The sequence below is a fragment of the Clostridium gasigenes genome (assembly GCF_017348895.1).
GTDB classification, from domain to species: Bacteria; Bacillota; Clostridia; order Clostridiales; family Clostridiaceae; genus Clostridium; species Clostridium gasigenes.
This window is the reverse complement of record NZ_CP071376.1, coordinates 2,068,603-2,088,894: the sequence shown is the minus strand read 5'-3', so window position 1 is coordinate 2,088,894 and position 20,292 is coordinate 2,068,603. Positions and strand designations below refer to the sequence as shown.

The window sequence follows — 20,292 nt, the reverse complement described above, 5'->3', positions numbered from 1 at the left end:
TATATCCGCCTCCAAATTTTAATACTTAGTAATTTAGATAGTTATTTATTTTACACCATCTTATTTAATTACCATACTTATGATATTTATTTCTAATAGTATCTCCTGCATTAAATACTATTCCCATTATATTTCTATCTACCCTATTTATTAATGCTATAGATTCTTTAACAGTATCTTTTTTAACCTCTTCTGCCCTAACTACAAGTATAGTTAAATCAACCTTAGTTGATAATATTTGTGCATCTGTTACAGCTTGTAGTGGAGGTGTATCAATAACTATATAATCATATTTTGATTTTAAATCTTCTAATAATAAATTCATATCCTTTGAATCTATTATTTCTATTGGATTTAAAACTAATTCTCCAGCTGTTAATAAATCAAGGTTATCATTAATTTTTTTAACTGCATTATCTAGATTTATTTTTTTCAATATAACTTCACTTAATCCAATATCATTCTTTACTTCAAAAACATTATGAAGAGATGGTTTTCTTAAATCGCCTTCTAATAATATTACTCTTTTATTACTAGTAGCTAATGATACTGCAAGGCTTGATGCTGTTGTAGTACTTCCTTCTCCTACTATAGAGCTTGTTATTAATATAGATTTATTATTGAAATTTTCCTTTGAATATTTTATAGTAGTTGCTAAACTATTATAAGCTTCTCCTAATATTGTTCCTTGATTATTCTTAATTTTATTAATATTAATTTGATTTTTTTTCACTTTTGGAACATTTGCAATTATAGGCATCTTTAATTCTCTTTCAAGTTCACCTTTAGTCTTAAATGTCTTATTTATACATTCTAATATAAATGCAATAGCCGTCGACATACATAGCCCACCAATTAATCCCATAGCAATAAGAACTTTAGCACTTCTCATTTCCTGTTTTTGGGCAATTCCTATACTTTCTTCAACTATAATCTCTACATCTTTATTATAATTTGGAGCTACTTCTGTAAATTCATTTATAACTCCTTGCAGGACTTCTGCTGTTTCATTTTTATTTAAACTTGAATATTTTACTTGTATAAAATCTGTATTAACAATATTAGTAACCGTTAATTTTCCTAATGCCTCTTCAGGCTTTAACTTAGAATCTACAGTATATAAAGATTTAGTGACAAAATCCTTAGTTTTCATTAATTGTATATAATTTTGTATTAAATTTTTATCTTTTTTAACTTCTATATTATTTTCTATTACAGTAGCTTCATTTTTAACATATAACTTAGCAGATCCCTCATATATAAACACATCATTTGAAACAATACTAACTAATGCTGCTAATACAGTTGTTAAAATTGTAAATACTAAAATAGACCTCCACTTCCTTACACAACCTATTAAAACATCTTCAAATTTAATTATTTGTTCTTCCACGTTTTACAACCCCTAATCAATATTTTTTGTTTTTTAAAACTCACCTATATTAATGTTTTTAATGTTTCCATTAATTCAATACACATTTTTGTTGTTAAACCACTTTTATCTAACATTGGATTAAACTCTACAAAATCCATTGATTTAACTAATCTTGTTTCAAATATTCTATTTAATATAGTTTTAGCTTCATCCATATTTATCCCATTAGGAACCGGTGTTCCAGTACCCTTCATTAATAAAGGATCTATTGAGTCTATATCAAAACTCAAGTGTATATTCTTTATACCTCTATTTTCTAAACATTTATATAGTTCAACACATACACTTCCAATTCCTACTTCTTTAATTCTATCCATTGTCCACACTTTCAAATCAAGCTCATTAATTAAATCCACTTCTCCGCTATCTAAATCTCTAGCTCCAATTATAAAAACATTCTCTTTCTTAACCTTTACCCCTTTAAAATATATATCAGTTAAGCTCTTATCCCCCACTCCAAATAATGCTGACAAAGGCATGCCATGTACATTTCCTGAAGGGCTTGTTTCAAATGTATTCATATCACCATGTGCATCTACCCATATCACAGCTAAATCATCTTTAAAATATTTAGCCACACCTGAAATGCTTCCAGCTGCTAATGCATGATCTCCACCTATAACTAAAGGAAATCCACCTGCAGATAATGCAGAATATACTTTATGTGCTAAATTATTGTTTATACTTACTATTTCGTTAATATATTTAGCGTTTACCCCGGCGCAAAAAGCCTCTTTTTCAATAGAATTATCTATATATATATCACCCAAGTCATAAACTTTATTTTCTTCAGTCCTCAAGATTTCAGCAATTCCATTTTCCCTTAAAACCCTAGGACCCTCTTGAACTCCTTTTTTGTCACACCCATAATAAAGTGGTACTCCGATTAAATTAATATCCATAATGTTACTCCTATTCTTATTACATTTTATTTTTCATTCTTATTATATACCATTGTAAAATTTAATTAAACAAATAGCGACTTTTTTTTTTTTACTATAATATGCTATTATAGTATAGAACTATCTAAATATTATATAAAGGGGTTTATACTTATGAAAAACAATTTTTTAAAATGTCTACTCTCAACTGTATTACTCTTTGGTATTTCTACCAGTAGTGCACACGCACTAACTCTAGATTATATTGCAGGAAGTGATCGTTATGAGACTGCAAGCATGATCGCATCAAAGATGCAATATTCTTCTGCTATATTAGTAAATGGACTTTCTATTGTAGATGGGCTTTCAGCTAGTGGATTAAGTGGTGCTTTAAACGCTCCAATTTTATTAACAGAAAAAAATAAAATTCCAAGTTCTACATTAGCTAAATTACAATCTGTAAACACTATTTATATAGTAGGTGGACCAACTGTTGTTTCTAGTGAAATTGAAAACACTCTGCGTAATATGGGCAAATCAATAGTTAGACTTGGTGGTTTAGATAGATATTTAACATCTATCACTGTTGCTAATCAAATTGAAACTCTAAAAGGTGTGCAAGAAATATATTATGTAAACGGAGCACGTGGTGAAGCTGATGCTATGAGTATATCACCTGTTGCAGCAAAAACTGGTAACCCAGTTATACTTACAGATGGGTCTTCAACTTCTTACAGGAAGAATGTACAAGCCTATTCAATAGGTGGATTTCAAGTTTTAAATAGATCTTTTGATAATTTTGCACAAAGAATTACTGGAATTGATAGATTTGAAACAAATAAAAATGTTATTAATAAATTCTTTCCAAATAAAACTCACGTAAACCTAAGCAAATCTGATGTTTTAATTGACGCATTAACTGCATCTGCTTTAAAAGAACCTGTAGTACTAATTTCAAACACGTCAAATAAAACAGCTATAGCTGGAGCCCAAAGCGCTACTGTATTTGGAAACATAAATAAAATTGCTGTTAACCGTGCCAAAGGTTATATTTATGGAGAAAAAGTTGTATTCTACTCACAACACCAAGATGATGAAACCCTTTTTGCCGGAAGTGCAATTGTAGATGCAATTGAATCTGTTGGCTCTGAAAATGTTCATATTGTATTAATTACAGACGGTTCTGGTTCTGAAGTATTTAACTGGCCTAAATACATTAACTATCCTATTTCAGAAAAAGTAGCTTTAAGAAATAATGAATTTAATGCTTCTCTATCAAAACTTGGGGTTAATCTAAATAATGTTATATATTTAAACCAACCTGAAAATAATATTAATTATGATTCCTTAAGACAAACAGTAAATTATTTTGAAACTACTTATAGTAATGTAACCCATGTGGCACATTCTTATAAGTACGATACTCATCCCCAACACTTAACATCTGGACAGTTAATTTACAGTTTATATAATGATGGAGTAATAAAAGATTGTAGATTCTTCACAACATCTGAGGATGTATCAAGGTTAAACACAGATTTCTTAATCGAAAGCGTATGTGATACTACTCTAGAAAAACAAAGAGTATTATCTGCAGCTTTTGAATATTCATTAGATAATAAGGATATGGTGAGAGAAGGTATTGGTTATAAATCTGTTGAAAGATTATTTAATATTTTAACAAATGATCCTAATGTAACATCTTACTTACATGAGCCTGAAACAAGATAAAAAAAAAGGGAGTAGCATTTAAACAAATGCTACTCCTTAATATTAATTAATATTACTTATTCCTAAGTTTCTTATAATTTCATCCGAAATTACAACATTACCACCTAGTATATATGCTTTTTTAATTAATTGTTTATTCTGTGATATTTCAGATTTAACTATATTATCAGCTACTACTGTATTAGATAATAAAACAAAGTTATTATCTTTACCAGCTAAAGCAGATGATGAAAGTGCATCTGGGAAAGTAAATGCTGATGCAATATATATAGTACTTAAATCTAATTCACTTTTAAATCTATCTAATATTTTCTTATTAGTATCATATCTATCACTACCGCCTAATCTTTCTGGATTGCTTACGCTTGCAGAAACAGCATCATTTATAACAGTTGTTGCTCCTATTATAAATGTTTTTGTTATATTATTGTTATTTAAAAATCCTCTTGTACTTTCTGGAACTTCATTATTTCTTGTTAATAAAATAGGACTTCTATTTTTTGCAGCTATTGGTGACATTGATAAACCATCCGCAAAACTTAATCCATTAACTAGAGATACTTCTCCGTTATGTACCCCTACTTCATTTGCAATTAATACTGATGTTTCATATCTATCATTTCCACCCATTCTTTTAACAGTTATACCCATAGCCGCTAATTCTCCATCAATTACTGAAGGAATAGCAGTGTTTCCACCTACTATAAATACATTTTTCACGCCTTTGTTAACTAATATTTCTTTTAACTTAGGTTGATTACTTAAACTAGCTTTTTCAGTTAAAAGTATAGGTGCATTATTTTTGCTAGCAAGGGGAGCTGCTGTTAATGCATCTGGATAATCAATACCTGATGCTAAAACTACATTTTCTGCTGTTTGCCATCCCTTTTCAAATAATTTATAAGATGTTTCATATCTATTATCTCCGTAAATTCTTTCTCCATTTATTGGTGTTAATGATACATTACTTCTTAAATAATCTACAGCACCATTTGTTATAGCTTCTGCTAAACTACTTTGAGTACTTGCCTGCTTTAATTTATTTGCTTCATCTGGATTACTTAAGAATCCACATTCAACTAAAGTAGAAGGCATTGTTGTTTCTCTCATTACATGAAAATCTGCATATTTAACCCCTCTATCCTTAGTTGAAATATACTGCATTAATCTATTTTGCATACTTCCTGCTAATTTAAAATCTATATCCTTCATATAAAAGGTCTCGATTCCATATGCTCTACTATCCTCTGCTGAATTAATGTGTATTGATACAAATATATCTGGATTCGCTGCGTTTGCAGCATCACTTCTTTCTTTTAAAGATACATATACATCTGAAGTTCTGCTCATTATAACTTCGACTCCAGCATTCTCTAATTGTCTTTTAGTGTCAAGCGCTATATTTAAAACTATTTGTTTTTCTATTACTCCATTTCCAGTAGCTCCTGAATCTAATCCACCATGACCTGGATCTAAATATACTACATATTTAGATTTTGCTACTGGTGGAGCAAATGCTAATCGTTTATTTATTATTTTTTTAGAACCATTATCTGTAGCTAATTGTGTATTTACTGTTTCACTTGAAACAGCTTTTTGTTCTTCTTGCTTTGGTTGTGCTACATATAATTCTCTTAAATGATATTTTCCGCCTACTTGTCCCACTAAAAATGTAGTTCCTTCTTTTAGTCCCCTTAAGGATACATTTTCATTAAGATTAGCTACGCTATAATCTTTAACGCTCCATATTACGTTTTCATATTGTGAAATTTCTTTTAAATTCACCTCTTCGTTAACGTTTATAATTATACCATTTTCAAAAACTACATTTTCAATTCCATGCTCCTGAACTATTTCACTTAACATTTGTTCAACTTCACTGGAAATCGTATCAGCTTTCACAGTCTTCGTAAAATTTGGTGATATAGTAGTAAAAATAAACATCATAATTAGAGCACTACTTATAACTCTGATTTTCTTAGTCAAAATATCCCATCCCTTCATTTTTTACTTAAGTAATCAAAAAAAAATAACCTTTTTAAAGTGCTATGCATATTAATTAGTTATCTTTTAAAATTTTCCTAATAATAAAATTATATACTAGCTGACAACATACTTCAATATTTTTTTGTTTTTGTTAAAATAAAACAAAAAAGTAGAGAGTTATACAAAACACTCTCTACTTTTATATTTAATATTCTAAAGTCTCTAAACATTGCTTAAGCGTATTAACAGCTGTAGCTGGAACTCCATATCCTGCTTGTATTATTCTTTTTATTTTCTTTTGAGATAATACATCCTTTTGTTCTCCACTTAAATCATTTCCGGCTAAAACAATAGGATTCCCTGTTATAGCTGCTATTGGTCCTGCTGCTAAGGCATCAACCAATGTTATTTCTTTAGTTATATATACACCCTCAGTATTACCATAGAATCTATTAATTACCATCGCATTAGTTTCTGCTCTATTTTTTCCACCAAGTCTATTACCCATAACATTTTTTGCAGTTATACTATTGATTTTATTTAAAACATTGTCACTTACAACAGTTGTTCCACCAATAATATACCCATTATCTATACCTTCTCTACTTAACCAATCATAAATATTCGAAGGAACTTCATCTTTTCTAGTTAAAAGTATAGGCATTTTATCTCTTCCAGCTACTGGGGCTATAGACATAGCATCTGCTTGTCCAAGTCCTGTTGCCACAACTATATTAGATACATCATATAAATTTGAATCTATATATTTAGCAACTTCTAAAGAAGTATCATATCTATCATCACCTTGTAATCTTGTAATTGAATTTATACCAATATTTCTAAGTTGTTGTTCTACTGTAGCAGAAACAACATTGGCTCCTCCAACTATTATTACATTTTTAGTACCCAGTCTTCTAAGTTCGTCACTAGTAACTGCTGGTATACTATTTTTTTCTACTAATAATAATGGCGAATTATAATGACTTGCTACAGGAGTTGAAGTTAATCCATCAACTAAAGCTAACCCATTAACTATTACAACTGTTTCATTTTTTTCAAATTGACCCTTGCTAAGTTCAACTGCTGTTGCATATCTATCTATCCCGCCTTTAACATCAACAGGAGGTTGATAAACAATCATATCCCTAGCTTTATTTAAGAACTTCACATTTGCATCTGAAACATATCCTCTATTCTGCCAATCATAAGATCCCTCATATTTACCGCTAGAAACATCTGTGTTTCTTTCAGAATAAATTTCATAAGAACTTTGACCAGCTACTGAAACCTTTCCTTTTTTAGCTACTACAAATGGTGTTTCTATATTATTTTTATTACTATTATATAAAAATCCTCCATTGCCGTTCATAATTTTATTACTTGAAGTTGTCATAGCTATTTGCTGTACATCTGTATCTCTTAAGCTATTTACTGAACCTGATAAATATTTTTCTACAGCAAATGTATGCTGAGCTGCTTTTTCACCCCAGAAAGGATCTGAAGCATATTTAACATTTGAACCATGTTTCTTATTTCCTAGGAACCCACCAAAATATCTCCAATCTGCAGGATCTGCATATCCTCTTGAGATATAATTTTTAGCAAATTCATAAACAGATTCTGATGGGCTAGCAAAAGAACTTGCTCCACTTACATCAGAGTCAAAAGCCTTTATTCCAAAAAGATTATTTTTGCTCTGAGATATAGCTGACATACCTTTTCCAGATTCATTCATTGCAACACCTAAAGTTAATATGGCATTAACTCCATATTTTTGTTCTGCATCTTTAAGTGCTCCTCCTATTCCTCTAAGTTTTGAATCTCCAGCTGTATTATTATCTATAAATCTATTAAGCTCATCTGCTGAATAAACAGTTTTACTTCTAAATGGTAAATAATTATAATAAGTGTACTGTGGATTTCCTGCATTTATAGCATTTCCTCTTCCACCCCTTTTATAATCATTTATTAAATTATTTAATCCATTTTGAATATTACTTCCATCATAGAAATATACACCATCATAACTTAAATATTTAACACCAGCTTGTAAATAAGTTGGTGCTCGTCCTATGCTTATAGAATATCCACCACTACCTGTTAAGTTTGAAGAAATATAATGCTTTAATTCTCCATTTTCAGAGTAATAATAACTTGGATTAACTGCCTTGCTAACTGGCACAACAATCATATCGTATTCACTAGCACTAGTGTCTTTATTTATCCACCCTTGATATCCTGAAACTACTATTTGTGCTGATCTACCACTATCTGCAATTATCGGTGCATCATCTACATATGAATGATTAACATAAGTAATTGCATTAGTAAGACCTGCATCCGAATATAAATTAGTATTTTTATCACTTCCACCATAAGCGCTACCATTAACATGTTTCAAAATTCTTGCCATGGTATTTTCTCCAGCTTGTCCACCATCTGCAAGTGCACTTACACTAGGTAACATAATTGCTACAATTATGACTTGTGATATAATTCTTTTTATTTTATTTAATGACACAATCCCACCACCTTTTTCTTCTATAGTTTACCAATGTTATATTCTTTTTTCAACTAATTTTCTAAAAACTTGTAATAAATTACACCCCCAAAGTGTAATTTATACCATTAACGGTATTTTTTACACCCCAGGGGCGCTTTCTTATATTATAAACTCCAATAAGCTATATTGTTTTCCTTAGCTTCATTTTTGTCTACTATAGATTTTACATCTATTATAATTTTATTTTCATCTTTATATAATTCTAATAAATTGCTTAATGGCATTTTTCTGTAATCCGTATGAGATACAGCTACTATAATTGCATCTAAATCTTTTAAATCTTCTAGCCTCGTCATTTTTATTCCATATTCTCTTTCAACTTCACTAGGTTCTGCTATAGGATCTACAACTAAGCAGTTTACTGAATATTCTTCAAGTGAACTTATTATATCAGTTACTTTAGTATTTCTAACATCAGGACAATCTTCCTTAAATGTTATTCCAAGTACACCAACTCTAGCTCCCTTTATTTTTTTATCGGCTTCTATTAACTGTTTAATAGTTTCTTCTGCAATAAATTTACCCATTCCATCATTTACTTTTCTTCCAGATGCAATAATTTGTGATGTGTAACCTAATTGCTCTGCTCTATAAGTTAAATAGTATGGATCAACTCCTATACAGTGTCCTCCAACTAAACCTGGATTAAACTTAAGGAAGTTCCATTTAGTTCCTGCAGCTTCTAATACTGCTTTTGTATCAATATCCATCTTATGGAATATCATAGATAATTCATTAACAAAAGCTATATTAACATCTCTTTGAGAATTTTCAATAACTTTAGCAGCCTCTGCTACTTTTATACCTTCTGCTCTATATACTCCAGCTTCTATTATAAGTTCATAAACTTTTGCTATAGTATCTAAACTTTCATCGTCCATACCTGAAACTATTTTAACAATAGTTTGTAATGTATGAACTTTATCACCTGGATTAATTCTTTCTGGAGAATATCCAACCTTAAAATCTATTCCGCATTTTAGTCCAGATTCTCTTTCTAAAATCGGAACACAAATTTCCTCTGTTACTCCTGGATAAACTGTTGATTCAAAAACTACTATTGAACCCTTAGTTAAATTTCTACCAACTAATTCACTTGATCCAATTACAGGTCTTAAATCTGGCGTTTTATCATCATTAATAGGTGTAGGAACAGCTACTACATGAAATTTACACCCTGCTAGTTTACTTTCATCACAAGTAAACTCAACTGTGGATGTTTTTATAGCTTCATTTCCAACCTCATTAGTTACATCTATTCCATTTAAATATTTATCTACTTTACCTTTATTAATATCAAATCCAACTACATCAACTTTTTTTGCAAATGCTATTGCTAAAGGCATTCCTACGTATCCAAGCCCCACTACTGCTATTTTTTCTTTTTTAGCTTCTATTAACTTATATAAGTCTTTCATAATTAAATTCCTCCACTATTTCGTTGTTAAGGATCGTAAATAAATAACTAGTTATTTATTTTACTATTCCTTATATACCATCTAATAATAATATCATAACAATTATTATAATATATAATTCATAAACATGCTATATAGTAATTACTTTAATATTACTATTTTCCTGTTATTATTTACTTATTTAAATTAAAATGGTAAAATTCACTTTTGAAAGGACGTGAGAGTGTGAATAAATCACAAAGAAATAAAAAGAAGAAATCGCCATTAAAGATAACACTTATTACTTTATTAATAATAATATTAGCTACACTTATTGGAGGTGGACTATATTCCCTATACTTATCAAGCAAATTAGATAAAGTAGATTTAGATAAAAACAATATAGGAATAACTAATGAAACTACTGAAAATTTATCTAAATATGACGCTTATGACAAAATCATTAACATAGCACTATTTGGAATTGATGCTGGAGACAACGAGTTTGGACGTTCAGATTCTATAATGGTATTAACCGTAGACCCTGTTCACAACAAATTAAAATTATCATCAATAATGAGAGATAGTTATGTGAATATTCCAGATCACGGTATGGATAAATTAAACCATGCTTTTGCCTTTGGAAATTCTACACTTGCATTGCAAACTTTAAATGAAAACTTCAATATAAATGTAGATAACTTTATTTCAACTAATTTCTCGAACTTACCTAAAATAATAGATAAGCTTGGAGGGGTAACTATTAATCTAACAGCTGAAGAATTTCCACTTATGAATAGTTATGCAGCATCAAGAGGTAGTACTTCTAGTATAAATGCTGCTGGTCCCCAATTATTAGATGGAGATTTAGCCTTAGCCTATTCAAGAATTAGATATACAGCTGGTGGAGATTATGAAAGAACTTCAAGACACAGAACAATACTTGGAGCAGTATTTGATAAAATTAACAATACACCTGCAACACAATTTCCAAGTTTATTAAATGACTTTCTTCCATTTGTACAAACTAGCTTTTCAACATCAGAACTTTTAAGCCTTGGAACTACAATTTCAAAAATAGATAGTTCTAAAATAATAGAAGATAGATTTCCAAGAGACGACTTCTCCAAAGGTGATACTATAAACGGAATTTACTACTTAACCTTTGATGCCGAAGCTACAAAATCTCAAATGCAACAATTTATTTACGAAAACTAATTACATATTTGCAATGCTGATTATTATTATAAATTTACATAAAGTGATTATAAGTTTATTAAAAATTATTAGTACTTATCAAATATTTATAAGTAAAGGCTATAGGATTTACCCTATAGCCTTTACTTATTGGATATATTTATAAATATTTAACAGTAATTTCATTTTCTATTTGCAAGCTTATATACTATTATGATAAAATCCTAAATGAAAGAGGTGTATACAATGTCACGTATTAAACAGACTAATAATAAAAATATAAAAAAGAAAAAGAAAAAATCGACAGGTTTTAAAATATTAATGGGATTTCTAGCAATATTAATTGCATCTATGGCAATAGGGGGCGGGTACCTATATGGTTTATTTTTCAAATTAGATAATGTAAAATTAGATACTAAAGATTTAGGAATTTCATCTACTGAAGAATTCTCAAAATATAATAACTATAAAGATATAAAAAATATAGCTCTATTTGGTGTAGATGCTGAAGACGGTGGTGCAGGAAGATCAGATTCAATGATGATTGTAACTATAGATCCTGTACACAATAAACTTAAAGTAACATCACTAATGAGAGATTCTTATGTAAATATAGATGGCCACGGAATGGACAAACTTAATCATGCTTATGCATTTGGAGGTCCTCAGCTAGCAATTAAAACAATAAATGAAAACTTTGGTTTAAATGTAGAAGATTTTGCAACAGTTAACTTTTCTTCACTTCCTGTTGTTATAGATATACTAGGTGGTTTAGATTTAGAAATAAATGATGAAGAACTTCAGTATATTAACAGTTATATAGATAGTTTAAATGGACTAGAAGGTACTTCAGCTCCACATATAACTTCTAGCGGCTCTCAACACCTTAATGGTATCCAAGCTCTTGCATATTCAAGAATTAGATATACAGCTGGAGGAGATTATGAAAGAACTCAAAGACATAGAATAGTTCTTACAGCACTTTTTGAAAAATTATCCTCTACTTCAACAACCTCATACCCTTCAATATTAAATAGCTTATTACCTCACGTTCAAACAAACTTAACAGCTGGTAATATTCTTTCACTTGGAACAAACGTACTAGGAGTTGGCAATGGTGCTTTAGTACAAGACAGATTCCCAAGAGATGGCTTTGGTGAAGGCACTACTATAGATGGTATTTATTATTTAAGTTATGATAAAGATACAACAATTAAGCAAGTTAGAGATTATATATTTGATGATAAATAAATTTAATTTTCTATATTTAAAATCCACTATAAAATAAAGTATGAACTGACCCTGTCGAGCAGATAGGGTCAATAATGAAAATTTATGCAGTTAAGGTATGACTTCGATATTCGATCGGACTCATACCTTTTCGCTTTTTCTGTAACCGCTTTATATTATAAAAGTTTATGTATTCATCAATAATTTCTTCAAATTCCTCATATGAATCAAATTTTCTTAGGTACTACATTTCAGTTTTAAGTGTACTCATCGGAAAATTAAAAATTTTTCAATATTTTTTCACAAATATTAATCCAATTGAATTCATTGTAAGCTCTTTCTATTATTTTATTAGAATAATTGTCCATATTATTGTTATCTATACTACATACATTCAATAATATTTCACTTAATTGTGTAATGTTTTTTTTACTGAATATTTGCCCATATTCAGTATCTTTTATTATATCCTTAGCTGAATCTATATCAGTACTAATTATATAATTACCATTCTTCATTGCCTCAGTAAATACTAATGGAAACCCTTCTGATATTGATGTCAAACAAAATATCTTTGCTTTTTTATATTCAGCGTCAAGTTCATCTCTATTAGATATTAATCCAGTAAATATTACTCTATCTATTAAATCTGGATTTTCATCGAAATACGCTTTAATATATATTTTAAATTCTTCTTCTATAGGACCAATTATTCTTAGTTTCCAATTTGGAATTTGATTTTTTATATTGCTAAATGATTTCAATAGAGTTTTATTATCTTTCTCTAATGTTCCTATTCTTCCTACTGTTATAATTATATTTTCCTTTTCTATTGTTTTATATGGATTATGTATATTGTCATCAAAAAAACCATTAGGAATGTATTTAACCTTCAACCCAAAGTTATCATTTAAATAATTGCATATTCCTGTTGTCTCTCCTGTAATTAAATCTATTTTATTTCTTAACATATAAAACAAAATATTACCTTTTAACCCCTTTGGTGGAAAAGCTCCTTTGCTATTCTCTATATAATCTAATGTACAATCAAGCTTTAAGTATACTTTACCACTTTTATTTAAAATCTTATATAAAAATCCTTGCATTGCAGAATTTAAATTAGGATGAAATATTTGTAAAATATCTATCTCTCTAGATTTCTTAAATAGATATATTATACTATCTATTTTACTATTCCCAAAGAACTTAGTAATAATATCCATACCCAATCCATTAACTTCAGTATCTATATATTCATATGGTCCATTATCATAAGTTGCAACTCGTCCATCTATAGAATAATATTTTGTAAGAATATATGGAATCATCCCAACATCTTTAATTAAATGTACATTTTCAGTTCTAGTAAAAAGACAACAATATCTCTTTTTCTTTTTTACCATGCTATATTCCACCTTTGACACTTTTTATTTCTTCTAAAGATACTACTTTTAATATCACAATACACAGTCCATAAATTAAAACTGACATTACTATAATTATTAATGCATTAACCCCTATACATTTTAATATATATACCAATCCACCCATAATACTCGTCGATAATATTATTCCTAATATTTTATCTTTATTAAATATAATTTCCGGAAAATATTTGATGCATTTATTTCTCATTAATATTAAATTAATTACTTCGCTAATTAAAGTTGTTACAGCAGCTGCTGTAAATCCATATTTCGGAATAAATATAAAATTTAATACAAGATTAGAAAATGAAGAAATAACTACTACATTCATATATTGTTTTTGTTTTCCACTTGCACTTAATTGATATCCATATAATTCTCTTATATATAATATTCCAACATATATTATTAATATTTTTAAAGCTATTCCAGCTCTATAATATTCATCACCAAATAATAACATCATTAGTTCTGAACTTAATAATACGCCCCCTATCACTAATGGAAAAATAATAACCAAAATTATTTTTCTTACTTTATTTAGTAAATTTGAAAGTTTTATATATTCTTTTTTATTAAACATATCTATTATAACCGGAAATATAGGTGTAAAAATCATAGTTATACCAATTATAAGGATGTTTATTATTTTATAAGCTGAGCTATATAATCCAACTTGTTCATTCGTAGATACTACTCCTAATATAAGAATATCTAAATTGCAGTTCATTGTAGCAAAAACTCCTGAAAAGAAAAATGGAAAGCCTTTTTTTACCAAATCTGCCAATTCACTAATTGAAAAAACAAACGTATACTTTATCTCTTTATTAGCTCTATTAATTAAATATATTACCGAAATAGCATTACCAATAAATAAAGATATAGGAATTATATAAATATTTTCTTTCATGGTAATATTACTTAATACAATTAGTAATATAAATGATATCACGTTCTGTATAATTATTGAATATGATATATATTCCATTTCCTGTGTTGAGTTAAAATACCAATCTATATACAATGCATTCGTAATTATATTCAGTCCATAAAATAACGTCATCATTTTATTTTCATATATAATATTACTAATCGGAACTATAATAAGTAATGCTATTATAGAAAAAATAGCTAATATTATTCTATATGATAATATTTTATTATATATATTATTTTTTTCTTTGATATTTCTAGATATAGCTACTACAGCATACCCCTGTAATCCCATAGATGATATCATTAAAAAATATGATATCATTGAATTAGCAAAATTAATACTCCCAAATACTTCTTTTCCATAAACTCTAGCAACATACATAGAAAATAAGAAAACTAGTATTTTACCTCCTATATTTCCTGTGAAAACTGAAATAAAATTTTTCTGTATTTTATTCATTATTTATCTCCTATGCATATAATCAAATAAACAATATATCATCACAATTCTGCTTAGATTATAACTGTAAAATTTAACCATATGAAATTATATTTTTTTATATTAATATTCCTATATATAACAATGTGTATTTCCGCATTCATTTTTATACTTAATTACTATTGATATTAATATCTATAATTGAATTATTGCAAATGTATCTACATTTATATTAGAAACTATCACACCTATAAAACTTGTTGTTAATGCTAATCCTAATCTATCATTATATGAGCCTAACAACTTCCTTATCAATGAGCATATTGTATATATTGTAAATATAGCTAAATAATTCCTATAATACCTTATTCTGCAATAATTCTAGCATATAATGAAAATGATGTAGCCCAAGAATTTTCAATAGATTCTGAATTTACCCAATTTTTAACTTCTGTAGACTTTAATGTATTTTCTTGTAGTATAAATGAAGTTATACTACGTAAATTCATAGCATATCGCCCTCTCATCTTTCAGTAGTGTAAAGTTACTTACACTACTATTTCTATTTTTTCTTTATATATCAAGGTTTACAGAGTTTTTTACAACAAAAAAACAATGCCATCCTCTTTTATGCTATAATTGAATCGCGAAAACCAAAAATAACACCCAAAAGAAAGGTCATTGTTATGGATTCACTTATAACTTATTTACTTTTATATAATCAATACTTACTTAAAACTATTTCAGAATTACTTTTATTTATTTCTAAAAACATACGTTTAAAACAAATGGCTTTTGATGACTCAAATAGCCCATAATATCAAAAATTCAAAGTAGATAAACTACCTAAAATTCTAAGATTCGAAAAGGTAGATTATCAGTTACTTCTAGCTTATTACCAACATAAATATAAGAAACCTGTGACACCCGTCCAGAGACGTTCGGATAAGTCAGTACCAATTAAAACCATTTGCCCTAAATGTGGTGCACCTCATGACTATATATACAACAATAATGGTAATCGTGGTCAATTTAAGTGTAAGGTTTGCTCTTTAAATTTTAATGAGCATAACTTCGCAACAAAATCTATAGTATTTACTTGCCCTTATTGCGGTAGTACTCTGGTTGATCAAAAAGAACTTACAAACTTTAAAATACATAAATGTAAAAACTCTAAATGCTCTTATTACTTAAATAATTTAAGCAAGCTTCCAAAAGGATTAAAAGCTTCTGACAAGCATAAGTACAAGCTTCATTATATTTATAGAGAGTTTACTATTAACTTCTTTAAAATGGATTTATACGAACTTGCTAAGCGTGCTACTAGCTTTGACTTCAAGAAGTTTAATCCTCATATAATGGGACTATGCCTTACTTATCATGTTAACCTTAAGCTTTCAACTAGACAGACCGCTCATGCGTTAGCAGAAGTTCATGGTATAAAAATATCACACTCTACTATTGCTAATTATGCATTAACCGCAGCTCCTGTTGTTAAGCCATTTGTAGATACTTTTGATTACAAACCTTCTAATTTGCTAACAGCCGATGAAACTTATATTAATGTAAAGGGCCTCAATCATTATGTGTTGATTGTAATGGATGCTTGTAAAAAATCTATTATTGGTTATCAAGTATCTGATACTAGAGCTACAGGCCCTTGCATACTTGCAATGCGAATGGCTTTTGATAAGTTTAAAGAGTTTCCAAGCAATGCATTAAAATTTGTTGCTGATGGCTATACAGCCTACCCTCTTGCTAAACAACAGTTTGAAATTCAAGAAGATAAAATATTTGATCTTGTTCAAGTTATTGGACTTACCAATAACGATGCAGTATCTGCTGAACATCGTTGGTTTAAACAAGTTGTAGAGCGTCTAAACCGTACTTTCAAAGCCTCTTATCGTGTAACCTGCGGTTACGGAAGCGATGATGTTGCACTTTATGGTGTTTCTCTTTGGGTTGCATATTATAACTTTTTACGCCCACATCCTTATAACTATTGGAGCCCATTAAATGAACTTAAGGAGTTTGAGAATGTGGGGAATATGCCAGCAAAGTGTCAAATACTACTTAGTCTTGGTCAACAAACAATTGTACATATGCAAGATAATGAAACAGGCTAAAACATAGAAAACTTAGTTTTTTAAAAAATCTTTGTTTTCAAAGGTCTATTTCTTATACCTAAAAACAGATTTTCTTTTCAAATAAATTGCCTATTTTGTATTTTTTACCACAGATATTTTTTAGTTAACTTTTCATATCAAACGTTACACTATCAAATAAATATAGTCTACTTAATTAGCTAATCCTTTATTATTATTTTCAACTGTCTATAAGTTTCTAAACATTTCTTAGATTTTTATTAATTATTTTTAACAAACTTAATATTAACCATAACCTATCCTTGTCAAAAACCTAGCTATTGCCATACATATTGACTCGATAAAGTATTTTAATACTCGCCTCAACATATAAAAAACTCTAAGATGATTTCCAACTAAAATAATTGTATTATTGGCCAATACACTCTTCTTCTATTAGTGAACCTATCGCACCTAATGCACAATATTTCTTTATTAGTGTACCCTTTATTAAGAAATTCTATTGTTTCTTTATTAGAATTATTATTTACTATTATCACATTATCAACTTGATTATATATAGAATTAAAGCATTTACTAAAATCTCTACCTAATTATATGTTATTATTACACACAGAATCCCTTTCCATTATATTTAACTATTCATTTTTATACTTAACTATTATCGCTATTAATATCCATAATTGGCTAATTGCAAATGTATCGGCATTAAAACTACTAATTAATACTCCTAGAAAACTTGTCATTAATGCTAATCCTAATATATTATTATATGATGTTCTTAATTTTATAAAAAGTGAATAAATAGTATAAATTATTAGAGTTATCCAAATAATTATTCCTAAAATACCTTGCTCTGCAACAATCCTGGCATATAATGAAAACGCTGGTGGCCATGAATTTTCAGTGGTATCGGGATTAATCCAATTTTGAACTTCATTAGATCTTAATGCATTTTCATCTACATAATCTTTAGCATAAAATCCATATTGGCCAATTCCAACACCTACTAAAGCATTATCTATTCCTATGTTAACCGCTACTTTTTGCATTCCTAGTCTTGCGACATTTGACATATTATTTTTATCCGTTAACGACTTTATTAAACCACTTACACTTAATTCATGAACACTATTTTGATCTCCACCAATCTTATTAAAAACAGTTATATTAATTCCAATAAAAATGGTTATTATAATTCCTATAAATGCTATAATTATTTTTTTATTCTGTTTTGACATTCTGAATACTAATATTCCAAATGAAAATACTACTAATTCAAAAAACATTATCGCATATCCTACTCTCGATTTAGAAAATATAACTAAAATTAATAGGTAAAGAATAGCTAACCCGTATTGCACCTTTTTTTTTCTATCTTTCTCAGTGAATACATAACTTAGTATCCATGGTATAACAAATGCACTATACATTGCGAAATAAGAGGGTTCCCCTGTTACTGATCTAATCCCTTTAGTGTAAATTTCTCCTCTATTATATAAATGGACTACACCTGACATCTTCTCTATTATCCAACTAAAATTAATTATTCCAGTCAAATTAAGCAATTCAAAAAAAGAATATATTCCTACTGGTATTGTAGAGTATAAAATATACTTCCTAATATCCAATAAGGTAACATTTTTCTTAAAAATTATAATTTGAGTTATATAGCATATTAAAAACATAAAACTAACAACAAATAGTTGTAATATTAATTTTTCTATCCCAATCCTACCCTTAAAATCATTAATTAATATATTATTGAAGTTTGCTATTGAGCTTATTATTACCCAAATTAAAAACACAATTAATATGTAATTAATTTTATCTTTATAAATAAATATCTCTCTGCTTTTTAATATATCAAACATAGTAATAGCTATTAAAATTATAAAAGCATAAACTGGACCTCTTACGCTTAATTCCCCTAAAACTTTCCCGAAGTAAGGCAAATTATCAAAAGGAATTAATATAATTGCTATTATGAATATATATTTATAGTAATCGCTTATACTATCAACTTGCACCTCGTTATCTATACTCCAATTTTTTATCTTAAATTTCTTCATCTTTTACCTACAACTCCATCTTTATAATCTTTTATGCCTTCTATAGTAGCTTTAACTAAGTATTTTCTACCTTTTAATATCCACTTGATACACTTAAGTAGTCTAGTTAAATAAAAATACGTCATATAATAAGTTTTATTTTCATTGTTAAACCTATCATTAAATAAAAGCCTATTTCTAGTGTTATAATAAATATAATTTTCAGATTCCTCGCCACCTATAGAGGCGCTTACTTTATGCCAAAGGACAGCCTTCGGTTGATAAATTATATCATATCCATATTTTACAGCCTTAACTGTATAGTCGGTATCTTCATAGTATAAGAAATATTCATCACTTAAATATCCTATATCTTTAATTAACTGTTTATTAAATAATAAGCAGCAACCTGTTGCACATGGAACTAGCTGTAAGTTATCATAGTTTCCATCATCCATCTGATCTATACCTAGTTGATAAGGCAATCCTTTTTTCCAATTTACTCCAGAACCTGCTGACCATATTTTTTTAGGTTCATCACAATAGTATATTTTGGGACTTACTATAACTTTATTTTTAGCTACTTTAAACATTTCTTCAATTAATGTTTCACTTATCACTGTATCATTATTCAAAAGCATAAAATATGAGCATCCTAATTCTATTCCTTTCTTAATTCCTATATTATTTGCTACTGAAAACCCTAAGTTATCTTGTGATTTAATTAAAATAACTTCATTTTCAAACTTATTTTCCAATTCTTCATAAGAGCCATCTTTAGAGTCATTATCTACTACTATTATTATAAAATTTTTATAAGTAGATTTTAATATTGATTGAATACATTTTTCATTGTATTCTTTCCCATTATAGTTAACTAAAATTATTCCTAACTTTCCTATGTTAATTCCTCC

The 20,292-nt window shown here is 28.4% G+C and carries 14 protein-coding genes and 1 pseudogene; 4 read left to right on the top strand and 11 right to left on the bottom strand.

What is annotated here, in order from left to right:
* Positions 1-64 precede the first annotated feature (64 nt).
* On the bottom strand, positions 65-1,393 hold the full coding sequence (locus tag J1C67_RS09835) for a tyrosine-protein kinase domain-containing protein (RefSeq protein WP_167866659.1): 1,329 nt from the start codon (positions 1,391-1,393) through the stop codon (positions 65-67).
* Positions 1,394-1,437: 44 nt separating this feature from the next.
* The gene (gene rocF / locus J1C67_RS09830; RefSeq protein WP_089970174.1) at positions 1,438-2,337 is read right to left on the bottom strand and encodes an arginase; all 900 of its coding nucleotides are present in this window, start codon (positions 2,335-2,337) and stop codon (positions 1,438-1,440) included.
* Positions 2,338-2,490: 153 nt separating this feature from the next.
* Here rocF and J1C67_RS09825 point away from each other — a divergent pair, with 153 nt between their 5' ends.
* Positions 2,491-4,047, top strand: a complete 1,557-nt coding sequence (locus tag J1C67_RS09825; RefSeq protein WP_167866658.1) for a cell wall-binding repeat-containing protein — start codon at positions 2,491-2,493, stop codon at positions 4,045-4,047.
* A gap of 42 nt (positions 4,048-4,089) precedes the next feature.
* On the opposite strand, the gene J1C67_RS09820 is transcribed toward J1C67_RS09825, so the two are convergent.
* From J1C67_RS09820 to J1C67_RS09810, 3 genes are all read right to left on the bottom strand, one after another.
* A complete protein-coding gene (locus J1C67_RS09820) occupies positions 4,090-6,033 on the bottom strand; it encodes a cell wall-binding repeat-containing protein (protein ID WP_243176779.1) in 1,944 nt (647 codons plus the stop codon).
* 205 nt (positions 6,034-6,238) lie between these two features.
* Positions 6,239-8,554, bottom strand: a complete 2,316-nt coding sequence (locus J1C67_RS09815; protein ID WP_167866656.1) for a cell wall-binding repeat-containing protein — start codon at positions 8,552-8,554, stop codon at positions 6,239-6,241.
* Between the two features lie 146 nt (positions 8,555-8,700).
* Positions 8,701-10,014 carry a nucleotide sugar dehydrogenase gene (locus tag J1C67_RS09810; RefSeq protein ID WP_167866655.1) on the bottom strand — a complete coding sequence of 438 codons (1,314 nt, stop codon included), beginning with the start codon at positions 10,012-10,014 and terminating at the stop codon, positions 8,701-8,703.
* Between the two features lie 225 nt (positions 10,015-10,239).
* On the opposite strand from J1C67_RS09810, the gene J1C67_RS09805 reads away from it, so the two are divergent.
* A complete protein-coding gene (locus tag J1C67_RS09805; RefSeq protein ID WP_244980241.1) occupies positions 10,240-11,211 on the top strand; it encodes an LCP family protein in 972 nt (323 codons plus the stop codon).
* A gap of 225 nt (positions 11,212-11,436) precedes the next feature.
* Positions 11,437-12,441, top strand: coding sequence for an LCP family protein (locus J1C67_RS09800; RefSeq protein ID WP_167866653.1), 1,005 nt, complete (start codon positions 11,437-11,439; stop codon positions 12,439-12,441).
* A gap of 82 nt (positions 12,442-12,523) precedes the next feature.
* On the opposite strand, the pseudogene J1C67_RS19875 reads toward J1C67_RS09800, so the two are convergent.
* From J1C67_RS19875 to J1C67_RS09780, 4 genes and pseudogenes are all read right to left on the bottom strand, one after another.
* A pseudogene (locus J1C67_RS19875) lies at positions 12,524-12,643 on the bottom strand (IS3 family transposase); the annotation flags it as partial.
* A 55-nt stretch (positions 12,644-12,698) separates the two neighbouring features.
* Positions 12,699-13,823: a glycosyltransferase gene (locus tag J1C67_RS09790; protein ID WP_167866652.1), complete on the bottom strand. Its 1,125-nt coding sequence runs from the start codon at positions 13,821-13,823 to the stop codon at positions 12,699-12,701.
* 1 nt (position 13,824) lies between these two features.
* A complete protein-coding gene (locus J1C67_RS09785; RefSeq protein WP_167866651.1) occupies positions 13,825-15,243 on the bottom strand; it encodes a flippase in 1,419 nt (472 codons plus the stop codon).
* A 344-nt stretch (positions 15,244-15,587) separates the two neighbouring features.
* Positions 15,588-15,731: a hypothetical protein gene (locus tag J1C67_RS09780; RefSeq protein ID WP_167866650.1), complete on the bottom strand. Its 144-nt coding sequence runs from the start codon at positions 15,729-15,731 to the stop codon at positions 15,588-15,590.
* A gap of 783 nt (positions 15,732-16,514) precedes the next feature.
* Between J1C67_RS09780 and J1C67_RS19970 the strand changes: the two genes are divergently transcribed.
* The gene (locus tag J1C67_RS19970; RefSeq protein WP_341479225.1) at positions 16,515-17,348 is read left to right on the top strand and encodes a DDE-type integrase/transposase/recombinase; all 834 of its coding nucleotides are present in this window, start codon (positions 16,515-16,517) and stop codon (positions 17,346-17,348) included.
* Positions 17,349-17,965: 617 nt separating this feature from the next.
* Here the strand turns inward: J1C67_RS19970 and J1C67_RS09770 are convergent.
* Both J1C67_RS09770 and J1C67_RS09765 read right to left on the bottom strand, forming a co-directional pair.
* Positions 17,966-19,399 (bottom strand): O-antigen ligase family protein, encoded by a 1,434-nt coding sequence (locus tag J1C67_RS09770; protein WP_167866649.1) that lies wholly within the window; start codon positions 19,397-19,399, stop codon positions 17,966-17,968.
* Positions 19,396-20,262, bottom strand: a complete 867-nt coding sequence (locus tag J1C67_RS09765; RefSeq protein WP_280526558.1) for a glycosyltransferase family 2 protein — start codon at positions 20,260-20,262, stop codon at positions 19,396-19,398. Before J1C67_RS09765 ends, J1C67_RS09770 begins: the two co-directional genes overlap by 4 nt.
* Positions 20,263-20,292: the final 30 nt, after the last annotated feature.